Consider the following 18,613-nt stretch of genomic DNA (forward strand, 5'->3'; position numbering starts at 1 on the left):
CAGCAGACGAAAGGGGCCGGTACTCTAGCGCACAATCGTCATCTTGCGCGTAGCCGTTTGGCCGTCGACCGTGATGCGGCCGAAGTAGATGCCACTGGCCAGCGGACGTCCGGAGGCCCCGGTTCCATCCCACTGCAGCGTGTGGAGACCCGAGCGCTGGCGCTTATCGACCAGCGTCTCAACACGGCGCCCGAGGATGTCGTAGACCTCCAGCGTCACGTATGCATCCTTCGGCAGCGTGTACTCGAGCGTCGTCGACCCGCGGAACGGGTTCGGGTAATTGGGCCAGAACGTAAGCTCATCCGGGACCAGGCGCTCCTCTTCGCTCTCCACAAACGACGTTGAGCCGATCAGCAGCGTCAGACTCGTCGACGCCTGCTTCGGAATGAACTCGGTCGTCGGTTTGGTACGGAGATCGATACTCTCGCCTGTCACGCGATTGATGAGTCGCGCTTCTTTACCTCCGGGTAGGTTCTCCAAACGTAGGGTTACAGGCGTATGCGGCTCGGAAAAGAGCGTAGCCTCAAAGGCGTGTCCCTCTGCGTCATCCGTGCGAACGGATCGCTTGAGCATTCGCTGCCTGGATGAAACCGTTGCATCTCCGGCGTCGATCTGCAGGCTAATGGTTTCAAACTGTTGGGGTGGAGCGATAATGTCTTCATCCCCGACACGATTCGCCGCAGAACTGGACACGCCCATTTCGATACGGGTGTCCACTCCCTTCGCCGGCCCCGCCGCAAGGGTTGCAGTAAGACGGGTCAGGTCCCTCCCTCTCTTCGTCGACGCGACGCTATTGGTCGAATTCGTTGACGAATAGGGGAGTTCTAGGATGTTAGCCCCTTTCGTGTTGTTGTAATAAAACGCCTCTCCGTCCAGTGCCGATGCAAAGACCGAGGTACGACGAAAGGATCCATCGAAGCGCCAGAGTGGCTGCGATACATCGTTCGCGGCTTGCACCGCGCTCCAGTCAATGCCCTTATCGAGCGGGTTGGAAATGATATTCCACCCCGGATGAACGGGAATCGTGATAAACGTTTCATCCGGACGGGATCGCAGACTGACCGTGGGAACGTCCGCCTGGACGGACCATGATTGCGGGGCGATAGCCCAGAATCCTCGTCCTGCGGTGAAGTCAAACGTGGAAGACGAGTCGAACTTCTTCAGGAAATCCTGGCTTGTCCCATTGTCCCAATAGGCCTGCCAGTCTTCTCCAGCGCTGCCATCAAAGGTGGATGCAAGGCTCGTAGAGGCATCTCCAGGCAACGCAATGAGGCGGTAATCTTGCTGATTGCTTCCGCTCCCGAACGAACGGGTCACATCCACAGTCAACTCGTTGGGGTAAAGCAGTGCTGTCGCTTCATTCGACAGAGGGCTGGACTGCCCGTCATTGTCCGTTGCGACCACGTAGTAAACGTACGATTGGCCGGACATAGCACTCGCATCGGTGTACGATGTCGTATTGACCCCAACCGTGCCAATAGAAGCACCGGTTGTGTCGAACGCCGACGTCGTTCCACGATAGATTCGATATCCTGTTACGTCGACGGACGTGCTTGCGGACCACGTGAGATTAACCTCGCCTGCCGCATTATCTTCTGTTGCCGTCAACTTCTCCGGTACATCCGGAGCCGGCGCAGCGACATCAAATGGGACGAGACCTGATTTGGGCGTCTGGACCGGCTGGCTTGTAAATATGTGAAACTGTCCGGGAGCGAGCGGTATGCCATCTGCAGCTTCTCCATCGTCAATGTTGATGGTCTCACCGCTAAAGAAGTCATACCAGTCTCCGTTGGACGGGAAGTTGCCCTGAACGACCTGGGGAGTCACACCGACGTTTCCGACGATCACGACATTCATCGTCGGGTGCAGCAGCTGAATCCGTCGGCCCGGCGTGTTATTCCCTTCGATCGTCACATCGGTATCGGTGGCACGGAATACCTCGTGCTGCTGCCGCAGGTTGATCATCGCACTCCACGCGTCGTGGAGCTTCACCCGATTGGGGCTCTGGTCCGGGTCGAAGTAATCCCAGCGGATGGGTTTTTCCCCCGTTCGCCCGGGAGCGGAGCTCGGGCAATTTCCTGCGCCGCTCTGGAGGCACTGCTCCCCGCTATCGCCATAGCCATATCCGAGTTCACCAAACTGCCAGATCATTCGTGGGCCCGGCAGGGTGAAGAAAAACGCACCTACGAGCTTCTGGCGATTCAACGCCGTCTCGAGTTTTGTGACGTCGTAACTGCCGTCACTGCTGGAATTTCCGAACGCGATGTTGTTATACATCATCCACTGCTCGTCATGGCTCTCCATGTACGAGACGTAGTTCGGGACGCTGATGCCGCGATTTTTGTAATAGGAGTTGTTGAAACTGGAACTCGTCGCATACCCCATCGAGGCTTCGTTGTAGCCTCCGTGGACGTTATTCCAGAGCATCATTCCCGGCAGGCCCTCTCCGATCCGGTATTCTGCCAGTTCTTTTTCCTCGCTGGTATCGGCAAAATGCTCAAGGATAATGTACGCTCGGTTGTCGACACTCCAAATCTGGTCTGCCATGCGTTGTAGGAGCGCGATCCGTTCGGGATCTCTGCTGCTCCAGGCCCCGACGTCGGAATATCCATCCGGGTCAGGTCCCTGCGTGAACCCTTTTGAGAGGTCGAATCGAAAACCGTCGACGTTGTATTCGGTGAGCCAGTACTCATTCATCCGATCGAGCCAGTACTGAGTGAATACGCTCTCGTGGTTCATGTCATTGAACACATTGAACGGATGCCGAGCACTTGGATTGGCCCACGGATTGTCCGGTGTCGGCGGACCAAACGTTCCCTCGTTGGCTAGCCGTATCAGCGGACTCTGGCCCGTAGCGTGGTTATACACCACATCAAGGATCACCGCAATCCCGTTCTGGTGCGCAAGATCAGTGAAGCGCTTCAGTTCTTCGCGTGGCCCGTAATACTTATCGGCCGCAAAGTGCATCGACGGGTTGTATCCCCAACTCTGATTTCCATCGAACTCCGAGACCGGCATCAGCTCGATTGCATTGATGCCCAGATTCTTCAGGTACCCGAGGGTATCCTGCATCGTCTGATAGTCGTGATTCTCGATGAAGTCACGAATCAGGAGTTCGTAAACAACCAGGTCTTTCTGCTTGGGCCGATCGAAGGAGGAGAAGTTGAACGTCGGCTGCCCCGTCTCCAGAACAGAGACGAGTTGCTCCGTTTGTCCCGTCGGATACGCCTTCAGGTTTGGGTACGTCGATGAATCGATATACTGATCGTTCGGGGTGAGAACCTTCTCCGAGAAGGGGTCAGGGATGCGGAGTTCTCCATTGACCAGGTACTGAAACCCGTACTCTTTTCCACTCGTGAGTCCAGGGAGTTCAATCCAGTATCGGATGCTATCCTGTCCGGTGGAGGCCGTATTCACCTCCCGATTCATCTGCAGGCTCGGGTCGACCTCCCAGTCTGTCTCGTCGCCAATCACGTGCACATACTGTGCGGCCGGGGCCTGCAGGACGAGCACAGCCGAGGAAGAGGACGTGTAGTTGATTCCGTCCTCCATCCCTGCGGGGACTGCCTGCTCCGTCACCGGCGCAACACGCACCATATAGAACGACTTGGTCGACGTGACACTGGCACCTGTGGAATCTTGCCCGGTTGCCACAACCTCAAAATCATACCGACCAGGCGTATCGAGAGCGTAGTCGTACGTGAGGGTGGTCGAGGTGGTGCTTTCAATCTGTGACCCGTCCACTGATAGCGTGATGTCCGTGAGCGTCGCCCCGTCCCCGAGCGCAGCGGCTGCCTCGATCGAGACCGTCTGGTCCTGATCCGTGACAAACGGATCGAGCTGCGACGTCACCGGCTGAACCACATTCACATCGATCGGCTGACCTGCATTGGCAAGCTGGACGAAGATATCATCTCCATTCGAAGCGCGCCCCACGACATCCCCGCTTGCATCGCGGAAAACGAAGTTCATCGACGTGATCTCGTCGTCGCTTCCAAGATTACAGGCTGGACCCTCGCCGTCGTTGTAGTAGCTACGGATGTCGCTGATGTCCAGACTGTACCGGTTGGGATCACCGTTTACCGGGCTCAGCTTCGTGTCTTCTCGTAGCGTGGAGAATTGCCCCTCCGTCGGCCAGTAGTTCTTGACGCACGTCCAGGACGACGGGCTACTCGACGTGAATACGCCGGTGTGAGCGTAAATATCGCCGGTGTAATCTTCCAGCGCGGCGTTCCCTTCCTCCGCATTGAAATACACCGTCACCGCTCCACTGGACGGAACGGACGGATCGGTTTCAACGGCTGGACTCGAACTCTGGGCCGCCACTGTGCCTGGCATAAAAACGATTGCCCAGGCCAATACAACCCAGATAGATAGACGTAACGATCGGTGCATGACGTATGCGAAGGAGGTGAGAATAGATCTAAGCGACGATGACTCGTCGAACGCGGAATTCGCAGGCCACCGGTGTAGGAAAAGCGCACCAGCACGAGGGCCAGTGCGCTCTCCTACGCGGGTCACCGCAGATACAGCTCCGGTTTAGTTTGCGGGCCGGAACCGGATGTCGTCGAGCAAGAAGTCGATCGACTCCGAGGTGGTGTCGGTCGCCTTCCGGCGGACTTCAAACCCAACATTATTGATGCCCGGATTCTTGAGCGCGCTCGCGCTCGTGCCAAGGTCTCCGAGAGGAATGTCGATTTGGCGCCACTCCATACCCGCAGAAATACTCCGGATAGTTCCAGCATCGTACGTGTATCCGCCTTCACTATCGTACGTCTGAACGAAAACGTACAGGTCGAAGTCACGCGACACTTCACCGACACGGAGCGACAGGAAATCGCTCTCCGTTACGTCAACTTTGATCGGATCGTAGTTATATCCGAAGAAGTTGCCGCCGCCGCTGTAAGACAGGCTCCGTGACGTCGGTCCATCAGCTTCTGCAGCGACATTGTTGCTGTTGCTGAACGCGATGTCCGAACCGCTGCCGTACGCGTTCGTGGTGCTCTCGAAGTTATGAATCTCGACCATGTTGCTCGACTCGTCAGCAAGCGAGATCTCATCGAGATGGTATGTTGCCGGACCGTCTGATGTAAAGGTCACGGATTTGAACGCACCATCGCCGCCGGCAGCGTTCGTTACGGGGTTCAGTCCGCCATCGAATTTATCGTACTCGATCGCGTACCGACGCCATGTACTTCCCGAGGTAATCGGAATGCTCAGCGTGCGGGTTTCCTCACCGCTGCTCACCCCTTCGGTAATTGCAATCTCTAGGGTGAACGTCGTTGACGGATCAGGCAAGACGAGAAAGGAGAAGCGGTCTGTGCCCGGGCCATTGGCCTCCCGGTCGACGGTTACTGCACCGCCTGCCGTGGTTTCGACACGAAGAGACTGGTCCCCATTGCTGTTCGCCGACGCTTCTTCCACGACTTCGGTGGTCGTGCCGCCGGTCGTCGACACGCTGCGAATGCCGTCTTCGTAATCGATGACAGACGCGTAGGAGCTTGCGAAGGACGTGGTGATATCGATTTCGGCGACCAGCACCGAGATCGACCGCGTGATGTCCTGTCCGCCCGCACTCGCCGAGAGCGTCAGCGTCTCATCCAGAATGGTGTCTGGCACTTTGTTGAACGTTGCCCGCCACGTCTGCTCGCCTGCGCTGGGGTCGCCGGTCTGCTCAAGGCGATCCAGCGTAAGATCAGTATTGGAGGACGAAAGCGAAGGGTGCTCATCAAACCCCTGATACTGAACGGTGAACTCAGTCGCTCCCTGGCCACTCTCCAGGATGATGATCGTTAGAGAGGAAGGGACTTGTAGGTCGGGTTGAATTTCGAAATCTTGCACGGTGCCCGGCGTCTGGTCGCAGCCTGTAAGTACAAGGCTCGAGCACACCAGAGCAACGACACACAAGAGTGTGGTGGCGATTCGGCGCATGGTTCATTGATTGGCTTATGAAAAGCAAGGTGGGAGAGCAGTTGCTAACCCGTTCCTGTCCGACGGAGCCAGCGCACGTCCGGCCCCGTCGGCTACGTCAGGAACGTTTCGGTTTAGTAACCGGGGTTCTGCTCGAGATTCGGGTTGGCGCTGAGTTCATTCGCTGGCAGCGGATACAGATTCCGGGTCTCATCCAGAGATCCACCATCCACGTCATCGCCTTTGAAGGGCCACGTGTACTGCGTTTGGCCACCGAACTTGCCGAAGCGAACGAGATCAGTCCGCCGCTTGGCTTCCCAGAAAAGTTCGCGCCCACGCTCTGCCAGAAGGAAGTCTTCTGTGAGGTCCGCGTTGCTGAGGTTGCTGCTCACACCTGCGCGAGCCCGCAGGTCATTGATCAGCGTAGCCGGGTCGTAGCTCGACGAGCTTCCCCCGCGCAACTGCACGGCCTCGGCGTAAATCAGGTGCGCTTCCGCCAGACGGAACATGGGATAGTCCGTGTCAGGAAACGTTGCGTTGGCACCGGAGACGCCGTTGGACGTGACGTTCTGGTATTTCGGCACCGCATATCCATCGGTGAAGACGGTTAGCGTGTCGATCTCGAGCGATTGGCCATTGGTGTAGAAGATGCCGCGGCTGTCGCCCGGGCCGAACAGGTTGTACCCTACCTCCGTGGTGCGGAGTCCCTGGTACCCGAAGTCAATGCCATAATCGGCTGGGGTCATCGACCCGCCGACCGCAGCATGGGTCAAGAACTGAGTCCCACCGTAGTGCTGCGTGTTCTGCCCGTCGTTCGGAATGGCGAAGACAACGCCATCTGCTGTGTGATTATCAGCCAGGAAAAGGTGCTGATAGTCAGCCTCGAGCTGGTACCCAGCATCAATGACGCGTGCTGCATACTCTGCAGCGAGGGTCGCGGGATCGCCATTGACAACGGAGCCGGCTTGTCCATCAAGGTATACGTCGGCGTTCAGGTACAGCTTTGCGAGCAGCATCCAGGCCGCCCCCTTGTCTGCACGTCCGTACTGCCCTTGTCGAGCATCTGGCAGCGTTTCCGCCGTGTTGTCATCTACGATGTCAAGAAGCTCGCCTTCAATGAATTCGAAGACCTCCGTTCGGCTAGCCTGCGCCGGCGGAGCACCACCGCGCGTCACGCTTTCATCGACGAGTGGGATGTCGCCAAAGAGATCGATCCCATGATAGTAGCTCAATGCACGAAGGAAGCGGGCTTCTGCGCGCCACTGAGGCATTTTGTTGATGACCGAGCGGTCTACACCGCGCTGTTGGAGTAGGTCACCCGTCGACTGGCGGAGAAACTCGTTAGCATGCGCGACCTGGAAGAAGATCCGGCTGTACATCGCTGACGAAAAGCCATTCGAGGACGACCAGGTCCCTGTGTTCAGCTCTTGCACGGAGCCGTCACTGTATGCGATGACGGCTTCATCCGTCGGTAGCTCCTGCATCTGCCAGTAGAGGCGGATGTACTGGGAAAAGCCTTCGTCGATGTTCGCGATGTCACCGCTTCCGGCCGGCCCCTGCTGGCCTGTCACATTCAGACCGGCGTAGAGCTTCGCCAGGTACGACTTATAAGCCCCTTCTTCTTTGAAAATGTTATCGGCTGCCGCCAGCCCCTTCGGCTCAACAGCGACGTTGTCGCAGGCGGTAAAGCCAATGCCCAACGTGAGCAGTAAAAGCAATGAAAGGAGCGGCGTGAATCTACCACGCGTGAAGTTATTCATGTCTCTAGGTCGTGCGTTTGCAAAAGAAGTGTCGGCAGTGGAGGTCGAACGTCGTGCGCGTTACAGCGACACGCTGACGCCACCCGTGAAGGTGCGCGAACGCGGGTAGACGTTGTTGTCGATTCCGATGCCGGCCGAGAAGACCTCCGGATCGATGCCATCGTATCCTGTCAGGATAAAGGCATTGTTGACGCGACCAAACACGCGGATATTCCGCACGCCGGGGAGATCCGGCAGCGTGTATCCGAGCGTGATGTTATCAACACGGAGGAAGTCGGCATCTTCCACGTAGTAATCAGAGAAGTACTGTGGATCCGTAAACTCGGTACTCAACGCATCCTGGTGGATGTTTGTAGGCACCTGGTTACTGGACAGGCGACTGAAGTGACCGAAATTGGACTCCACATTGTTGTAGACCTGCTGGCCTATGTGAGCACGAAGCGTGAAGCTCATGTCGAAGTTGCGGTAGCGCAGATTCGATGTGTGACCGAAAATCCAGTCGGGCTGCGGGCTACCGGACAGCGTCAGATCATCTTCGTTGATCGTGCCGTCACCATTCTGGTCGACGTACGCGAGATCGCCGGCGTTTCCATCGCCGTCGCAGTCGGCACCGGGTACGCAGGGCGTACCGTCCTGTGCATACCGCTGCTCGTACGTATAGAAGGAGAAGATTGGCTGTCCGGGCCGAAGCACCTGAATGGTGTTACCGATGGCGCCAGAGATTCCGCCCACTCGAAGCTGCTCAATGCCAGCTCCCGGACGATCAATCCGCTGCAATTCGTTCTGGTTCGTCGACGCGTTGATCGACGCGTTCCAGCTAAAGTCTCCGGTTTCCACGACCAGTCCACTCAGGCTCGCCTCGATGCCCTGGTTCTGCATCTTACCAATGTTGGTCGTCACGAAGTTCGACAGGTTCGAGCCGGCGGCCGGAGTGATCGAGAAAAGCAGATCATCCGTGATGGAGCGATACGCTTCCACCGAACCGGTCACCCTTTCGTTGAAGAGGCCAAAGTCGATGCCTGCATTATAGGTGGTCGTTTCCTCCCACTTAATGCCTTCATCAGCCGGCTGCGGACGGATCGTGCTCACGAAACCGTTCCCGAATTGGGCCTGCGCACGGGGTCCTCCTGGCTCGTAAAATGGAGCGTACTGGAAGTCCCCAATCTCCTGGTTACCGGTAATACCGGCGGAGACGCGCACTTTGAGCGTGGAGATCTGTGGTACAGCTTCCATGAATGACTCTTGATGCACGCGCCAGGCAAGGGCTGCCGACGGGAAGGTACCCCAGCGGTTAGCTGGACCAAACTTCGACGAACCGTCGCGACGTACCGTAGCCGTCAGAAGGTATCGATCCTTGTAGGTGTAGTTGATACGTCCAAAGACCGAGATGAGACGGCTTGGGATCTCCGTGACCGTCGACGTAACCTGGCTTAGCGAATCGGCGCGGAGTACATCACTCCGGTTCGGACCGTAAATATTCGTGGTGAGGCCGGAGGCACTGTACTCTGGATACTCTTCGCTGAAGTCTTGCCACGAGTACCCCGCAGTCACGTCAAACTTGCTCTCGATTTCCTCAAACCGGCGGTCGTAGTTAAGGAAAGCATCAACCAGCGTGTTGAGCTGGCGGAAGTTCGCTCGGGATACGGTACCCGGGAAGTTCGTTTCGGCCTGGGACTTCAGATTCGTGGGGGCGAAGAACTCGCGCTCTCCGACGGTGACGTCGTATCCGACGTTCGCCCGGGCGCTCAGTCCCTGGACATACGGAATTTCGTACTCCGCATCGACATTACCGATGCTCCGGAACGTCTCCCCTTGATTCGACTGCAGGATGTACTCCGCTACCGGGTTATTCTCTGCAAGAGCGGCATTCCACTCAAAGAATCCGCCGTAGGGGCTACGCACGTCGCGAATCGACTGGGTCGGATCAAAGCTCGCGGCTCCTCCGACGAGGCTGCCGGGCTCGAAGCTTTCAGATGTTTTCGACCCTTTCAGATTCGTGGTAATGGACAGTGCATCGTCGAATAGCGACTGGTTCAGGTTCAACCCAGCGTTGACGCGCTCGAGGGACGATGTTTGTAGCACCCCTTCCTGATCGAGGTACCCGAACGAGACGCGGAGACTCGATGTGTCAAAGCCCTGGGAGTAGCTGAGCTGGTGTTCATGTGTGAGAGCATCACGCTGGGTGGCATCCTGCCAATCGGTGGTAGCAATACCAAGTCGTCCGGCGACACTCGGCGCGCGATCCTGAACCACGGTGCGAAATTCTTGTGCGCCCAGAACGTCTATGTTGTCTTGCACCTGAGAGGCAGCGACCGTTCCGGTATACGAAACACGGCCCTCCTCGACGTCTCCACTCTTCGTCTCGATAAGAATGACGCCGTTCGCACCTCGCGATCCATAAATCGCAGTTGCGGACGCGTCTTTCAGCACCGTGATATTTGCAATATCGTTAGCGCTCAAAAAGCTGAGCGGATTCCGCTGCGCGGTGTTGCCGTTGTTACTGAGCGGTACGCCATCAATGACGAAGAGAGGCTGATTGTCGGCATTAACGGACGTCGCCCCACGAACGCGGATGAACGTGTCGCTACCGGGAGCACCATCGGAAGCCGAAATCTGGACGCCCGCAACCTTCCCAGAAATAAGTTGCTCCGGGCTAGCCGTGGCAACGGGGTTGAATTCAGCTGCATCGACTTTATTAACGGATCCAGTTATGTCCCGCTCTTGAACGGAGCCGTAGCCGATGACGACGATGTCGTCGAGCTGCTGAGTCGCGGGTGAAAGCGCGATGTCGATGGTCGAACGTCCTTCGATGGCGAGGGTGCGCGTCGTGTAACCGACGAAAGAGAAACGGAGCGAGTCCGCCTCTTCCGAGACTGTCAGTTCGTACTGACCGTTCATATCGGTAGCCGTACCGGCGGAGGTGCCGGGTACGGAGACGCTGGCACCGGGCAGAGTCTCGCCGTTCTGCGAGTCCGTCACCGTGCCGGTGATCTGTTGCTGTGCGAAAGCTGGTGCCGTGCTGGACACCGCACATGCAAGCAGGAGCACGAAAAGAAATCGTAAGCTGCGTTGCATAATCGTGTGGATGCTAGGGAAAAACGGGTCGGATAAGGTCAAGCAGTGTCGTCGGGGCCAAGACGCGGTCTCGTGCAACGGAGGCAACGGACCAGCCCATCACGACGCGAAGCTTACGCGACGTTCTTGGATTGCATGGGTCGAGTGGACGCCCGGACGACCAGTTCTGGCTCGAAGCTAACCTGCTGGATGTCGGGCTGAGCGTCAGCTTCGATCTGGTGAATCAAGATATCGGCAGCACATGCCCCCATCTCGCGATTGGGACTGCGCAGCGTGGTCAGCGGCGTCGGCATGTAGTCCAGCAAATCGATGCCGTCGCAGCCGATCAGGGACACGTCGCCCGGCACATCGAGGCCCTTCTCGCGAAGAGCTCGCGCGACGCCGATGGCGACAAGGTCATTAAAACAGGTGGCAGCGGTTGCTCGGCTCGTCGGGTCCACGTTTTCGAGGTACTCGAGAGCCGCACGGTATCCATCCTCCATTCGAGCTCCGGCCGGCACAACCATATGGTCGGAAAACGCCAACTCAGACTCACTGAAGGCGTGGCGCATGCCGGAAATCCGGTCGTCGCTGTGGGTCGAGTACGACGGACCGGCGAAATGCACGATGCGCCGATGACCGCTGTCGATCAAATACGAAACGGCAGATTTTGACGCAGCAAGCAAACTGACGTCGACCGTGTTGGCTTTGACGCCGAGGATGTGCTCCATCAAAACGAACGGCATGCGCGCACGGCGCAATTCGATCAGGTTCGTGAGGTCGGTCTCTTCGTTCATCACCGGATAGATGATGAGTCCGTCCGTATCTCGACGCTGAAAATCGTCGATGATCTCCGTCTCGGTGGCAAAATCGCCCTCCGAACTGGCGGTGTAGACGGTGTATCCCGCTTCACGGGCACGACGACTCGCGCCGTCGGCAATCTCGGCAAAGAACGGGTTGTCACGCTCTTTAATGACGATGCCGATGCTTCGCCCATCGTGGGCGCGGGTGCGAGCGGTCGACCGCGGCCGGTAATTAAGATCGTTGACGGCCGCCATGACCTTGCTTCGGGTCCCGTCGCTCACCGGACGGCTGTCATTCATGACGGCCGACACGGTGGACTTTGAGACGCCAGCGCGCTCCGCAACGTCATCGATTGTCGTACGTCCCACGAGCTTTATCGTCAGTGATCGAAGGGCGGATCGATCGCTCTTCATACATCACGAGCAATCGACGAGAAAACAGCTTCGGAACCAGGTTCGAATGGTTCGCGGAACCGCTTCCGCCCGTACGATAGCAACCCACCCTGAGGATGTCAAGAAATCATTACGTCCTAGATCGACCTGAAACGGCTTTCTCCGCACGTTCGACCTGCAAAGAAACGAACGCAAACCGCTTTCGAACCAAAGTTTTTTATTTTAAATCCCGTTTCGCAGCAAATAACTAGTGTCAGAACTGATTATCACGCTACTTCATGGCTAACAAGCAACAAAGCTACAGCCTGTCTCTCCACGATTCCCTCGCAAACGAACGCATAAATGCCCACCAACATTCACGCGATTTACACAAAAAAGGCCCCTGACAGGACAACCTGCCAGGGGCATCCTCGCCGTGGAATCAGGCGAGGTCGAGTGTAAAAATAAGTTAGCTAATGACTGGAGCGTCTGTCGCGGTGTTTACCCAGGCCACCGAATCACGTCGCTTCATCTGCGCCTTCTCCCGCCGGCTCGAGCAGGAGATTTCTGCCGAAACTTCGGAGGGTGAAGACGGGGCACGGCGCCGTACGCACAACCTTCTCCGCCACACTTCCAATGACGAAGCGCTTCAGGCCCGTGCGGCCATGCGTCGCCATTACGATAAGGCCGACGTCGTTCTCATCAACGTAGTCGACGATATCTCGGGCAGCATAGCCCGTTGTGGTCACCGTCTCCACGTCGAGAACACGGGGCTGAACCCGCTCGGCCAGTTCGTCGAGCGCCTCTCGCGCGCGGGCCTCCACATTCGGCAACTCCGGCGTGAGCGGGTCGACGCCGTATACCGTCGGGTACGCCGCCTGCTCGACGACGTGCATGAGCGTTAGACGCGCATCGTATGTTGCAGCCAGCTCCGCCGCATGATCGGCCACAATGGTCGACTGTTCGGACAGGTCAACCGGTGCAAGCACGTGATCCACGTACGGCCCTGGCGTCGGCTCGTCTCCGGCAAGCACTGTAAAGACCGGGCAGGGAGCCTCGCGCACGACCTCCTCGGACACGCTGCCGCTGAGCAATCGGTCGAACCCGCGCCGACCGTGCGTTCCCATCACGATCAAGTCCACCTCGTCTTCCTTCGCCTGCTCGATAATGGCATGTGCGGGCGAGACAGACTCGATCTGGCCGTAGGTGACTCGCACGCGGCCCTGCTCATCCGCGGGTGTTTTGACGTCAACATCCTCTGCTGGCATGTAAAACATTCCCGGCCGTCCGTCGGCTTCCTCCAGCGGAAGATATTCCATCGGGTTCATTTCATGCGCCTCCTGCGGCGTCACGACATTAAAGACGTAAACCTCGGCGTCATACCGCATGGCAAGATGCGCGGCGTGCGAAAATGCGTCCTCTGCAACCGCCGAGAAGTCTGTCGGGAAGAGAATGCGATTGATATCAAGCATGGCAGTATGGGGTGTCCGAATCGAGAGGATGAGCTGTTCTTCTGCAGTAGCGTTCGCCCTGCACGTCAGGTGGCGCTTTCACTTTCCACCCACTGTACCGCGTGCTTCATAAGTTCAGTCGCAGATTCGAGGTTGAGCTTCTTCTTGATGCGTGCACGATACGACTCCACGGTCTTGACGGAGAGGTGGAGCCGCTCGGCGATATCGCGCGTGGATGAGCCGTGCCCGGTCAACTCGAACACCTCCAACTCGCGATCGCTCAGCACTTCCAGTGGCGACTGGGTGATTCGTTCACGCCCCCCCGTCGCCATGCTCATCAGAAGGCGCTCGTTGATTTCGTCGCTTACGTAAATGCCGCCGCGCATAACCTGACGGACGGCTCTGACGATCACATCCCCGGCCTCCAGCTTCATGATATAGCCGCGCGCCCCCGCCCGAATCGCCCGCTCGGCATAGAGCGTCTCGTCATGGCGCGACACCACGAGAATCTTAATGTCAGGCTTGCGGGCCTGAAGGTGTTTTACGAGCTCCATCCCGCTCATGCCAGGCAGAGAGATGTCGATGATCGCCAGATCGGGCTCCAGTTCATCGATGTCTTCTAACGCCTCCTCGGCGCTACTCATCTGACCAGACACGTTGAACTCAGCCTCGGCATCGAGAGCAAGAGCCAACCCCTTTCGCATCAGCGGATGGTCGTCAACGATTATTATCTCAGTCATGGAAAAGCGCGATCGGTGAACACGGGTCGGCGAACAGGCTGTTGCCGCAGCAGGCACTCCGGACATCCAGCGATAGGCAACGTACGGAGTATGAACAAAAACGAACGTCAGGGACGGTTCCCCCACAGATACCGGGGATTTCCCCACACGAGGCCCCACAACGTAGTGAGGATCCCCGCGTCTTTCTCTGCTTCGATAACGGAGATGCACGACAATGCCTCTTCATTCTTCTATACGCTCTCATGGCCGAAATGGCCCCTGACGCTCACACCAGACAATCCATTCCGTCTAACGCCATGTGAATCAGCAGTCCGAGCCCTGCCAGGTGAGCAATGCGAGCGAGTCGAGACCGCTCCCAAAGTGGGGTCTCGTACTCATGGAGAAATGGCCCGATAAAGAGAATGACATATGCCGCAATCGCCGGGACCGAGTGCAATGGGTGAAAACCGATCGAGCACCGGTTGGGATCGTAGATCGGATCGGCGAGCAGATGATCCACGTCAACGACCATGGTTAAGACCATGGTGAGCACCGCCTCGCGCCAGTGCGCCCGATAGAAAACGAACGCGACGACCAGCGGAACGGCGAAGTGAAGGACGAGGTGAAGCATCCGAAGGGGGCAATTCAAGATGTCCGTTAACATGCACCCTGCGCGCGGCGCCTTGTGTTAATGCGCAACCGGACAGCCGCCGCCCCCACTTCGACCGTTGCTACTGCTGGAGCCAGGATTCGGGCGGTCCGTCACATCCGAAGAGCCATCCACGCGTTGACCGTTCGTCGAATTATTGGCTCCCGGAGAAGCCGTGCCGGGCAACGTGCACGTCACCGTTGTCCCTCCGTCCGGAGTACTGCTAATCTCCAGCGTGCCCCCGATGATTCGAGCCCGGTAATTCATAATGTGAACGCCCATACCCGGGCCATCGATGTTTTCAGGGGCGAATCCCACGCCGTCGTCCTGAATACGCAGACGGATCTGCTCCGACCCCGATGCAAAGGCAATTTTGATGCGCTCGGCATCCCCGTGACGCACGGCGTTGCTGACAGCCTCCTGGGCAATACGATACATGTGAGTCGCCGCCGTGGCATTGTGCACCAATCCAGTGCCCACCTCGTCGAACGCGCAATCGACACCGAACAGACGTTCCGCGTTATCACTGAGTCGTTGAAGCGCCTTCGATAAACCGTTTGCTTCGAGATCAACCGGGGTCAGCCCGCGGGCGAGATCACGAGCATACTGATCCGCCTCTTTCATAAGATCCGTAATCTCTTCCGCCTCCTCAACGAGCGTACTACCCTCCTTCTTCAGCTGCCGCGAGAGGTTCTGACTGAGCAGGCCAATGCCAGTAAGCATCTGACCGAGACCGTCATGCAGATCTTGACCGATCCGCCGCCGCTCCTGCTCTGAGATATTGAGAATCTCTTTCTCCAGACGCCGCCGTTCGCTGATGTCGCGCACGATGCCGGTAAATGCGTGGACGGACTGCGTGTGCACCTCGCTCACCGCGAGATCCATCGGGAACGTCGTTCCATCTTTCCGGCGACCGGTGACCTCTCGGCCAATTCCAATAATCCGTTCGCGACCGGTCTCATGATAACTGCGCATGTACCCGTCATGCTCATCCCGATACGGCGGTGGCATCAGGATCTTGACGTTTTTCCCGATAACCTCGCTGGCGGAATAACCGAAAATATCTTCCGCAGCCGTATTGAATGACTGAATGATGCCTGCGGAGTTAATCGTGATGATCCCGTCGACCGTCGTCTCTAGAATCGACGTTGCGCGAGCCTCACTCTCACGGAGAGCTCGCTCGGTCCGCGTCCGTTCAACCGCTCCGGCAAGCACGTTGGAGACGGACTGCAGGAAGTAAACATCTTCCTGACTGAACACACGCTGGTCCGTGCTATGGGCCCCGAGAACGCCGTAGGCCTCCGGCGTACTGGCAATCACGACACTGATCCCGCTAACGATGCCGTGATCTTTCAACAGGTCCGGCGTTTCGAATCGCGTTTCCGCTTCGAGGTCGTCGACGACGATCGGCGTATCAGACTTCAACGTATACCCTCCCTGCGATTCGGCACCGTCGGTGACCGTTGCATGACCGATCGCACCATCCGTCCATCCCATCCCCGCCTTCAGGCGCAACTGCCCCTTTTCCGGCTCGTGTTCAAGAACCTTACATGTCTCCACGTCGAGCGTGCGAGCAACCGCGCGCGCGGCCTGCGCTATGAGCACCTCGATCTCGGTGCCCGCAAGAGCACGACGACCGATCTCGGCTACGACCGCCTGGTGCGGCGAGGGCTGAGACTCGGGGGCTTCTCGGACGAATGAAGACATGTACTGGTCGAGCAAGCCGAGACGCGTGCTCAGTCGGTCCGGATCGAATCCGGACAAGATCACGTCGGTGGCGCCAGCCTCGAACGCAAGGTGGATCTTCTCCACAGATGGGTCCATCCCGACGATCGCAACCTGAACGTCGGGCCGATGCCTCAACACCTCCTGGGCCCATTCCAGGCCCGACTCGTCAGGATGAATCAGCAGACATGTGTCGAACGTGCGTTCATCTACAGAGGGATGAGCCGGCGCCTCCGACGGGTCTATCTGTTCCACCTCGTGCCCGCCATCGGCAAGCACCCGCTCAATCATCGTTCGACTCTGCGAAGGAGGCCCGTAAACGAGAGTTTTCATACGGATCTCGGCACCTATGCTTCGGCAACTATAACGACTGTTGGATCCGGCCATACGGCATGCATGACCGCAGGACGGATGGGCGTGAATTCAACACTGCGCACACCCGGTCACGTCACGTGCTAACTTGATTGGCGCAATGTCTCTAGCTATCCGGAAAAACAGGGACCTCCGTGCAGTCGGCCCCGGATGCATATTCATCTGCCAATCGGGTTGTTATAATACAAAATAGATCCCTCCTCTTCAGAGAATTTCCGTTGGGATCGCACCAATAGAGTACCGGGCCACCTTGAGACATTCGGATGCGAAGGGATAGGAAGCCCAACAGGTCAGATGTGCCGGACAAAACAGCTCGATCCGGCCGTCTATCACGCCCTCATAGCGCGCTTGGATTACATGGTATGAGGCGGCCATATCATTGTGCACTGGAAGGATGGTACCTGCGGCCCTGTAGGGGTTTCCCCTACGTCGACCAACGATATCTCTCCACGGAGACCCCTGTGGTGCTGCTGTCATGTGTGCTACCATCGATTTTCGTCATTGAAGGCGGACCGATGAGTGTTCCACCGGGCGCCGCACCTTCTCACCCCGCGCTATGCCCGGAGCGTCTGATTCCGCAATCGTCCGCGGATAAGGGCGGAAGACATCGATCCTCGCGGGGATTCAACCGACCGATGTGGCCATATGCTTCACGCAAACAGCATTCTTTGTCCGGTGCATCCCGGCGCCGACACCCACCCGGCCCTGCAGCAGGCACTTTCGTTTGCCGAAACATGCCGCGCCGCGTTGCATGTCGTGCCGCTACCAGGAGCACCGGCTGCCCCCCCAGAAGGATGTGCAGCATCCCTACATAACCGGATCCTGGATATCGTTGCGTCAGCTACGAGCGCGTCTCCCGTCCCCCCGCAATCGGTTATCATTGCCTTCGACGAAGAAGGCCCGTCCGTTGCAGACGTGCTGCAGTACGTATCCGATGAAGGAATCGACTTTGTCATTCTTGATACGCCCACGGATCGGGGCCCGATTCCGCCCCTGGCCAGCGAACCGACACGTAAGTTCATCACGGACCTGAACGTACCGGTCTTCGTCACCAGCCATTGGGTGATGACGTGTGATACGCCCGGTGCGGACCACAGCACGCCCCGGCGACGCATTCTCGTGCCGACCGACTTTTCGGAGAACTCGGTGTCTGCTCTTCGTCATGCATTTGCCTTAGCCGCGGAATTTGACGCGGAGATTGACCTGCTTCATGTGATGGACCGTCCGCAATACGTGGCTCTTAACGATACGGATATGCTCTCGCTGAGTGATGCGACACTTCCTGAGCGAAAGGCCCGCCGGCGCGCGGAAAACCTGATTCCGGACAGCCCACTACATCCGACGGTTAACATTCACATTCGGCACGGGGATGCGGCCGACCAGATCGGCCAATTCGCGACCAAAATGGACAGTGACCTACTGGTTATGTCGACCCACGGGACGATCAGCCGGAAGCAACACCCGCTGGGTCACGTCGTCGAGCGCGTGCTCCGTCGCGTTGCCCGCCCGGTCTTCCTTGCCCGGGCGTTCGGCATCTCCCTCGTGGACGAATCCTGGACCCCTCATGAAGGCGCGAACGATGGCGCCAGCGGCTCGGCTCCCGATCTCTCCGCACAACCCTCCGGCTGGCTCGACACGGAACGTAAAACGAGCCACCGCTAACGTTACCTGTCACTACGCGGCATTTACTTGACTCAACGATTGGGAAAGTGCGTGTCGCCGTCTCGCCCATAAACAACAGGGAAGATATCGAGACGCACTTTGCGATTTCATTGCCCCAAACGACCGACGTGGGGAT

The 18,613-nt window shown here is 57.9% G+C and carries 10 protein-coding genes; 1 reads left to right on the forward strand and 9 read right to left on the reverse strand.

What is annotated here, in order from left to right:
* Positions 1–24: 24 nt before the first annotated feature.
* The 9 genes from CRI94_RS08925 to CRI94_RS17885 all read right to left on the reverse strand — a co-directional run bounded on the left by CRI94_RS08925 (position 25) and on the right by CRI94_RS17885 (position 16,776).
* On the reverse strand, positions 25–4,395 hold the full coding sequence (locus CRI94_RS08925) for an alpha-amylase family glycosyl hydrolase (protein WP_098075354.1): 4,371 nt from the start codon (positions 4,393–4,395) through the stop codon (positions 25–27).
* 144 nt (positions 4,396–4,539) lie between these two features.
* Positions 4,540–5,841 (reverse strand): hypothetical protein, encoded by a 1,302-nt coding sequence (locus tag CRI94_RS08930; RefSeq protein ID WP_143815351.1) that lies wholly within the window; start codon positions 5,839–5,841, stop codon positions 4,540–4,542.
* A 203-nt stretch (positions 5,842–6,044) separates the two neighbouring features.
* Positions 6,045–7,670: a RagB/SusD family nutrient uptake outer membrane protein gene (locus CRI94_RS08935; RefSeq protein WP_098075356.1), complete on the reverse strand. Its 1,626-nt coding sequence runs from the start codon at positions 7,668–7,670 to the stop codon at positions 6,045–6,047.
* A gap of 60 nt (positions 7,671–7,730) precedes the next feature.
* Positions 7,731–10,745: a SusC/RagA family TonB-linked outer membrane protein gene (locus CRI94_RS08940; RefSeq protein ID WP_098075357.1), complete on the reverse strand. Its 3,015-nt coding sequence runs from the start codon at positions 10,743–10,745 to the stop codon at positions 7,731–7,733.
* Between the two features lie 113 nt (positions 10,746–10,858).
* Positions 10,859–11,896, reverse strand: a complete 1,038-nt coding sequence (locus CRI94_RS08945) for a LacI family DNA-binding transcriptional regulator (protein ID WP_245846140.1) — start codon at positions 11,894–11,896, stop codon at positions 10,859–10,861.
* 521 nt (positions 11,897–12,417) lie between these two features.
* Positions 12,418–13,371: a universal stress protein gene (locus tag CRI94_RS08950; RefSeq protein WP_098075359.1), complete on the reverse strand. Its 954-nt coding sequence runs from the start codon at positions 13,369–13,371 to the stop codon at positions 12,418–12,420.
* Between the two features lie 65 nt (positions 13,372–13,436).
* A complete protein-coding gene (locus CRI94_RS08955) occupies positions 13,437–14,090 on the reverse strand; it encodes a response regulator (protein WP_098075360.1) in 654 nt (217 codons plus the stop codon).
* A gap of 265 nt (positions 14,091–14,355) precedes the next feature.
* Positions 14,356–14,700 (reverse strand): DUF6122 family protein, encoded by a 345-nt coding sequence (locus CRI94_RS08960; protein WP_098075361.1) that lies wholly within the window; start codon positions 14,698–14,700, stop codon positions 14,356–14,358.
* Between the two features lie 57 nt (positions 14,701–14,757).
* Positions 14,758–16,776, reverse strand: a complete 2,019-nt coding sequence (locus CRI94_RS17885) for a PAS domain S-box protein (RefSeq protein WP_245846141.1) — start codon at positions 16,774–16,776, stop codon at positions 14,758–14,760.
* A 684-nt stretch (positions 16,777–17,460) separates the two neighbouring features.
* On the opposite strand from CRI94_RS17885, the gene CRI94_RS08970 reads away from it, so the two are divergent.
* Positions 17,461–18,477, forward strand: coding sequence for a universal stress protein (locus CRI94_RS08970; RefSeq protein ID WP_098075362.1), 1,017 nt, complete (start codon positions 17,461–17,463; stop codon positions 18,475–18,477).
* Positions 18,478–18,613 lie beyond the last annotated feature (136 nt).

This window comes from Longibacter salinarum (assembly GCF_002554795.1).
GTDB lineage: Bacteria > Bacteroidota > Rhodothermia > Rhodothermales > Salinibacteraceae > Longibacter > Longibacter salinarum.

What these genes read in the sequence shown, in the direction of transcription:
- CRI94_RS08925 (WP_098075354.1), bottom strand. Translation starts at nt 4,395, where the DNA reads ATGCACCGATCGTTACGTCTATCTATCTGGGTTGTATTGGCCTGGGCA.
- CRI94_RS08935 (WP_098075356.1), bottom strand. Translation starts at nt 7,670, where the DNA reads ATGAATAACTTCACGCGTGGTAGATTCACGCCGCTCCTTTCATTGCTT.
- CRI94_RS08940 (WP_098075357.1), bottom strand. Translation starts at nt 10,745, where the DNA reads ATGCAACGCAGCTTACGATTTCTTTTCGTGCTCCTGCTTGCATGTGCG.
- CRI94_RS08950 (WP_098075359.1), bottom strand. Translation starts at nt 13,371, where the DNA reads ATGCTTGATATCAATCGCATTCTCTTCCCGACAGACTTCTCGGCGGTT.
- CRI94_RS08955 (WP_098075360.1), bottom strand. Translation starts at nt 14,090, where the DNA reads ATGACTGAGATAATAATCGTTGACGACCATCCGCTGATGCGAAAGGGG.
- CRI94_RS08960 (WP_098075361.1), bottom strand. Translation starts at nt 14,700, where the DNA reads ATGCTTCACCTCGTCCTTCACTTCGCCGTTCCGCTGGTCGTCGCGTTC.
- CRI94_RS17885 (WP_245846141.1), bottom strand. Translation starts at nt 16,776, where the DNA reads ATGAAAACTCTCGTTTACGGGCCTCCTTCGCAGAGTCGAACGATGATT.
- CRI94_RS08970 (WP_098075362.1), top strand. Translation starts at nt 17,461, where the DNA reads ATGCTTCACGCAAACAGCATTCTTTGTCCGGTGCATCCCGGCGCCGAC.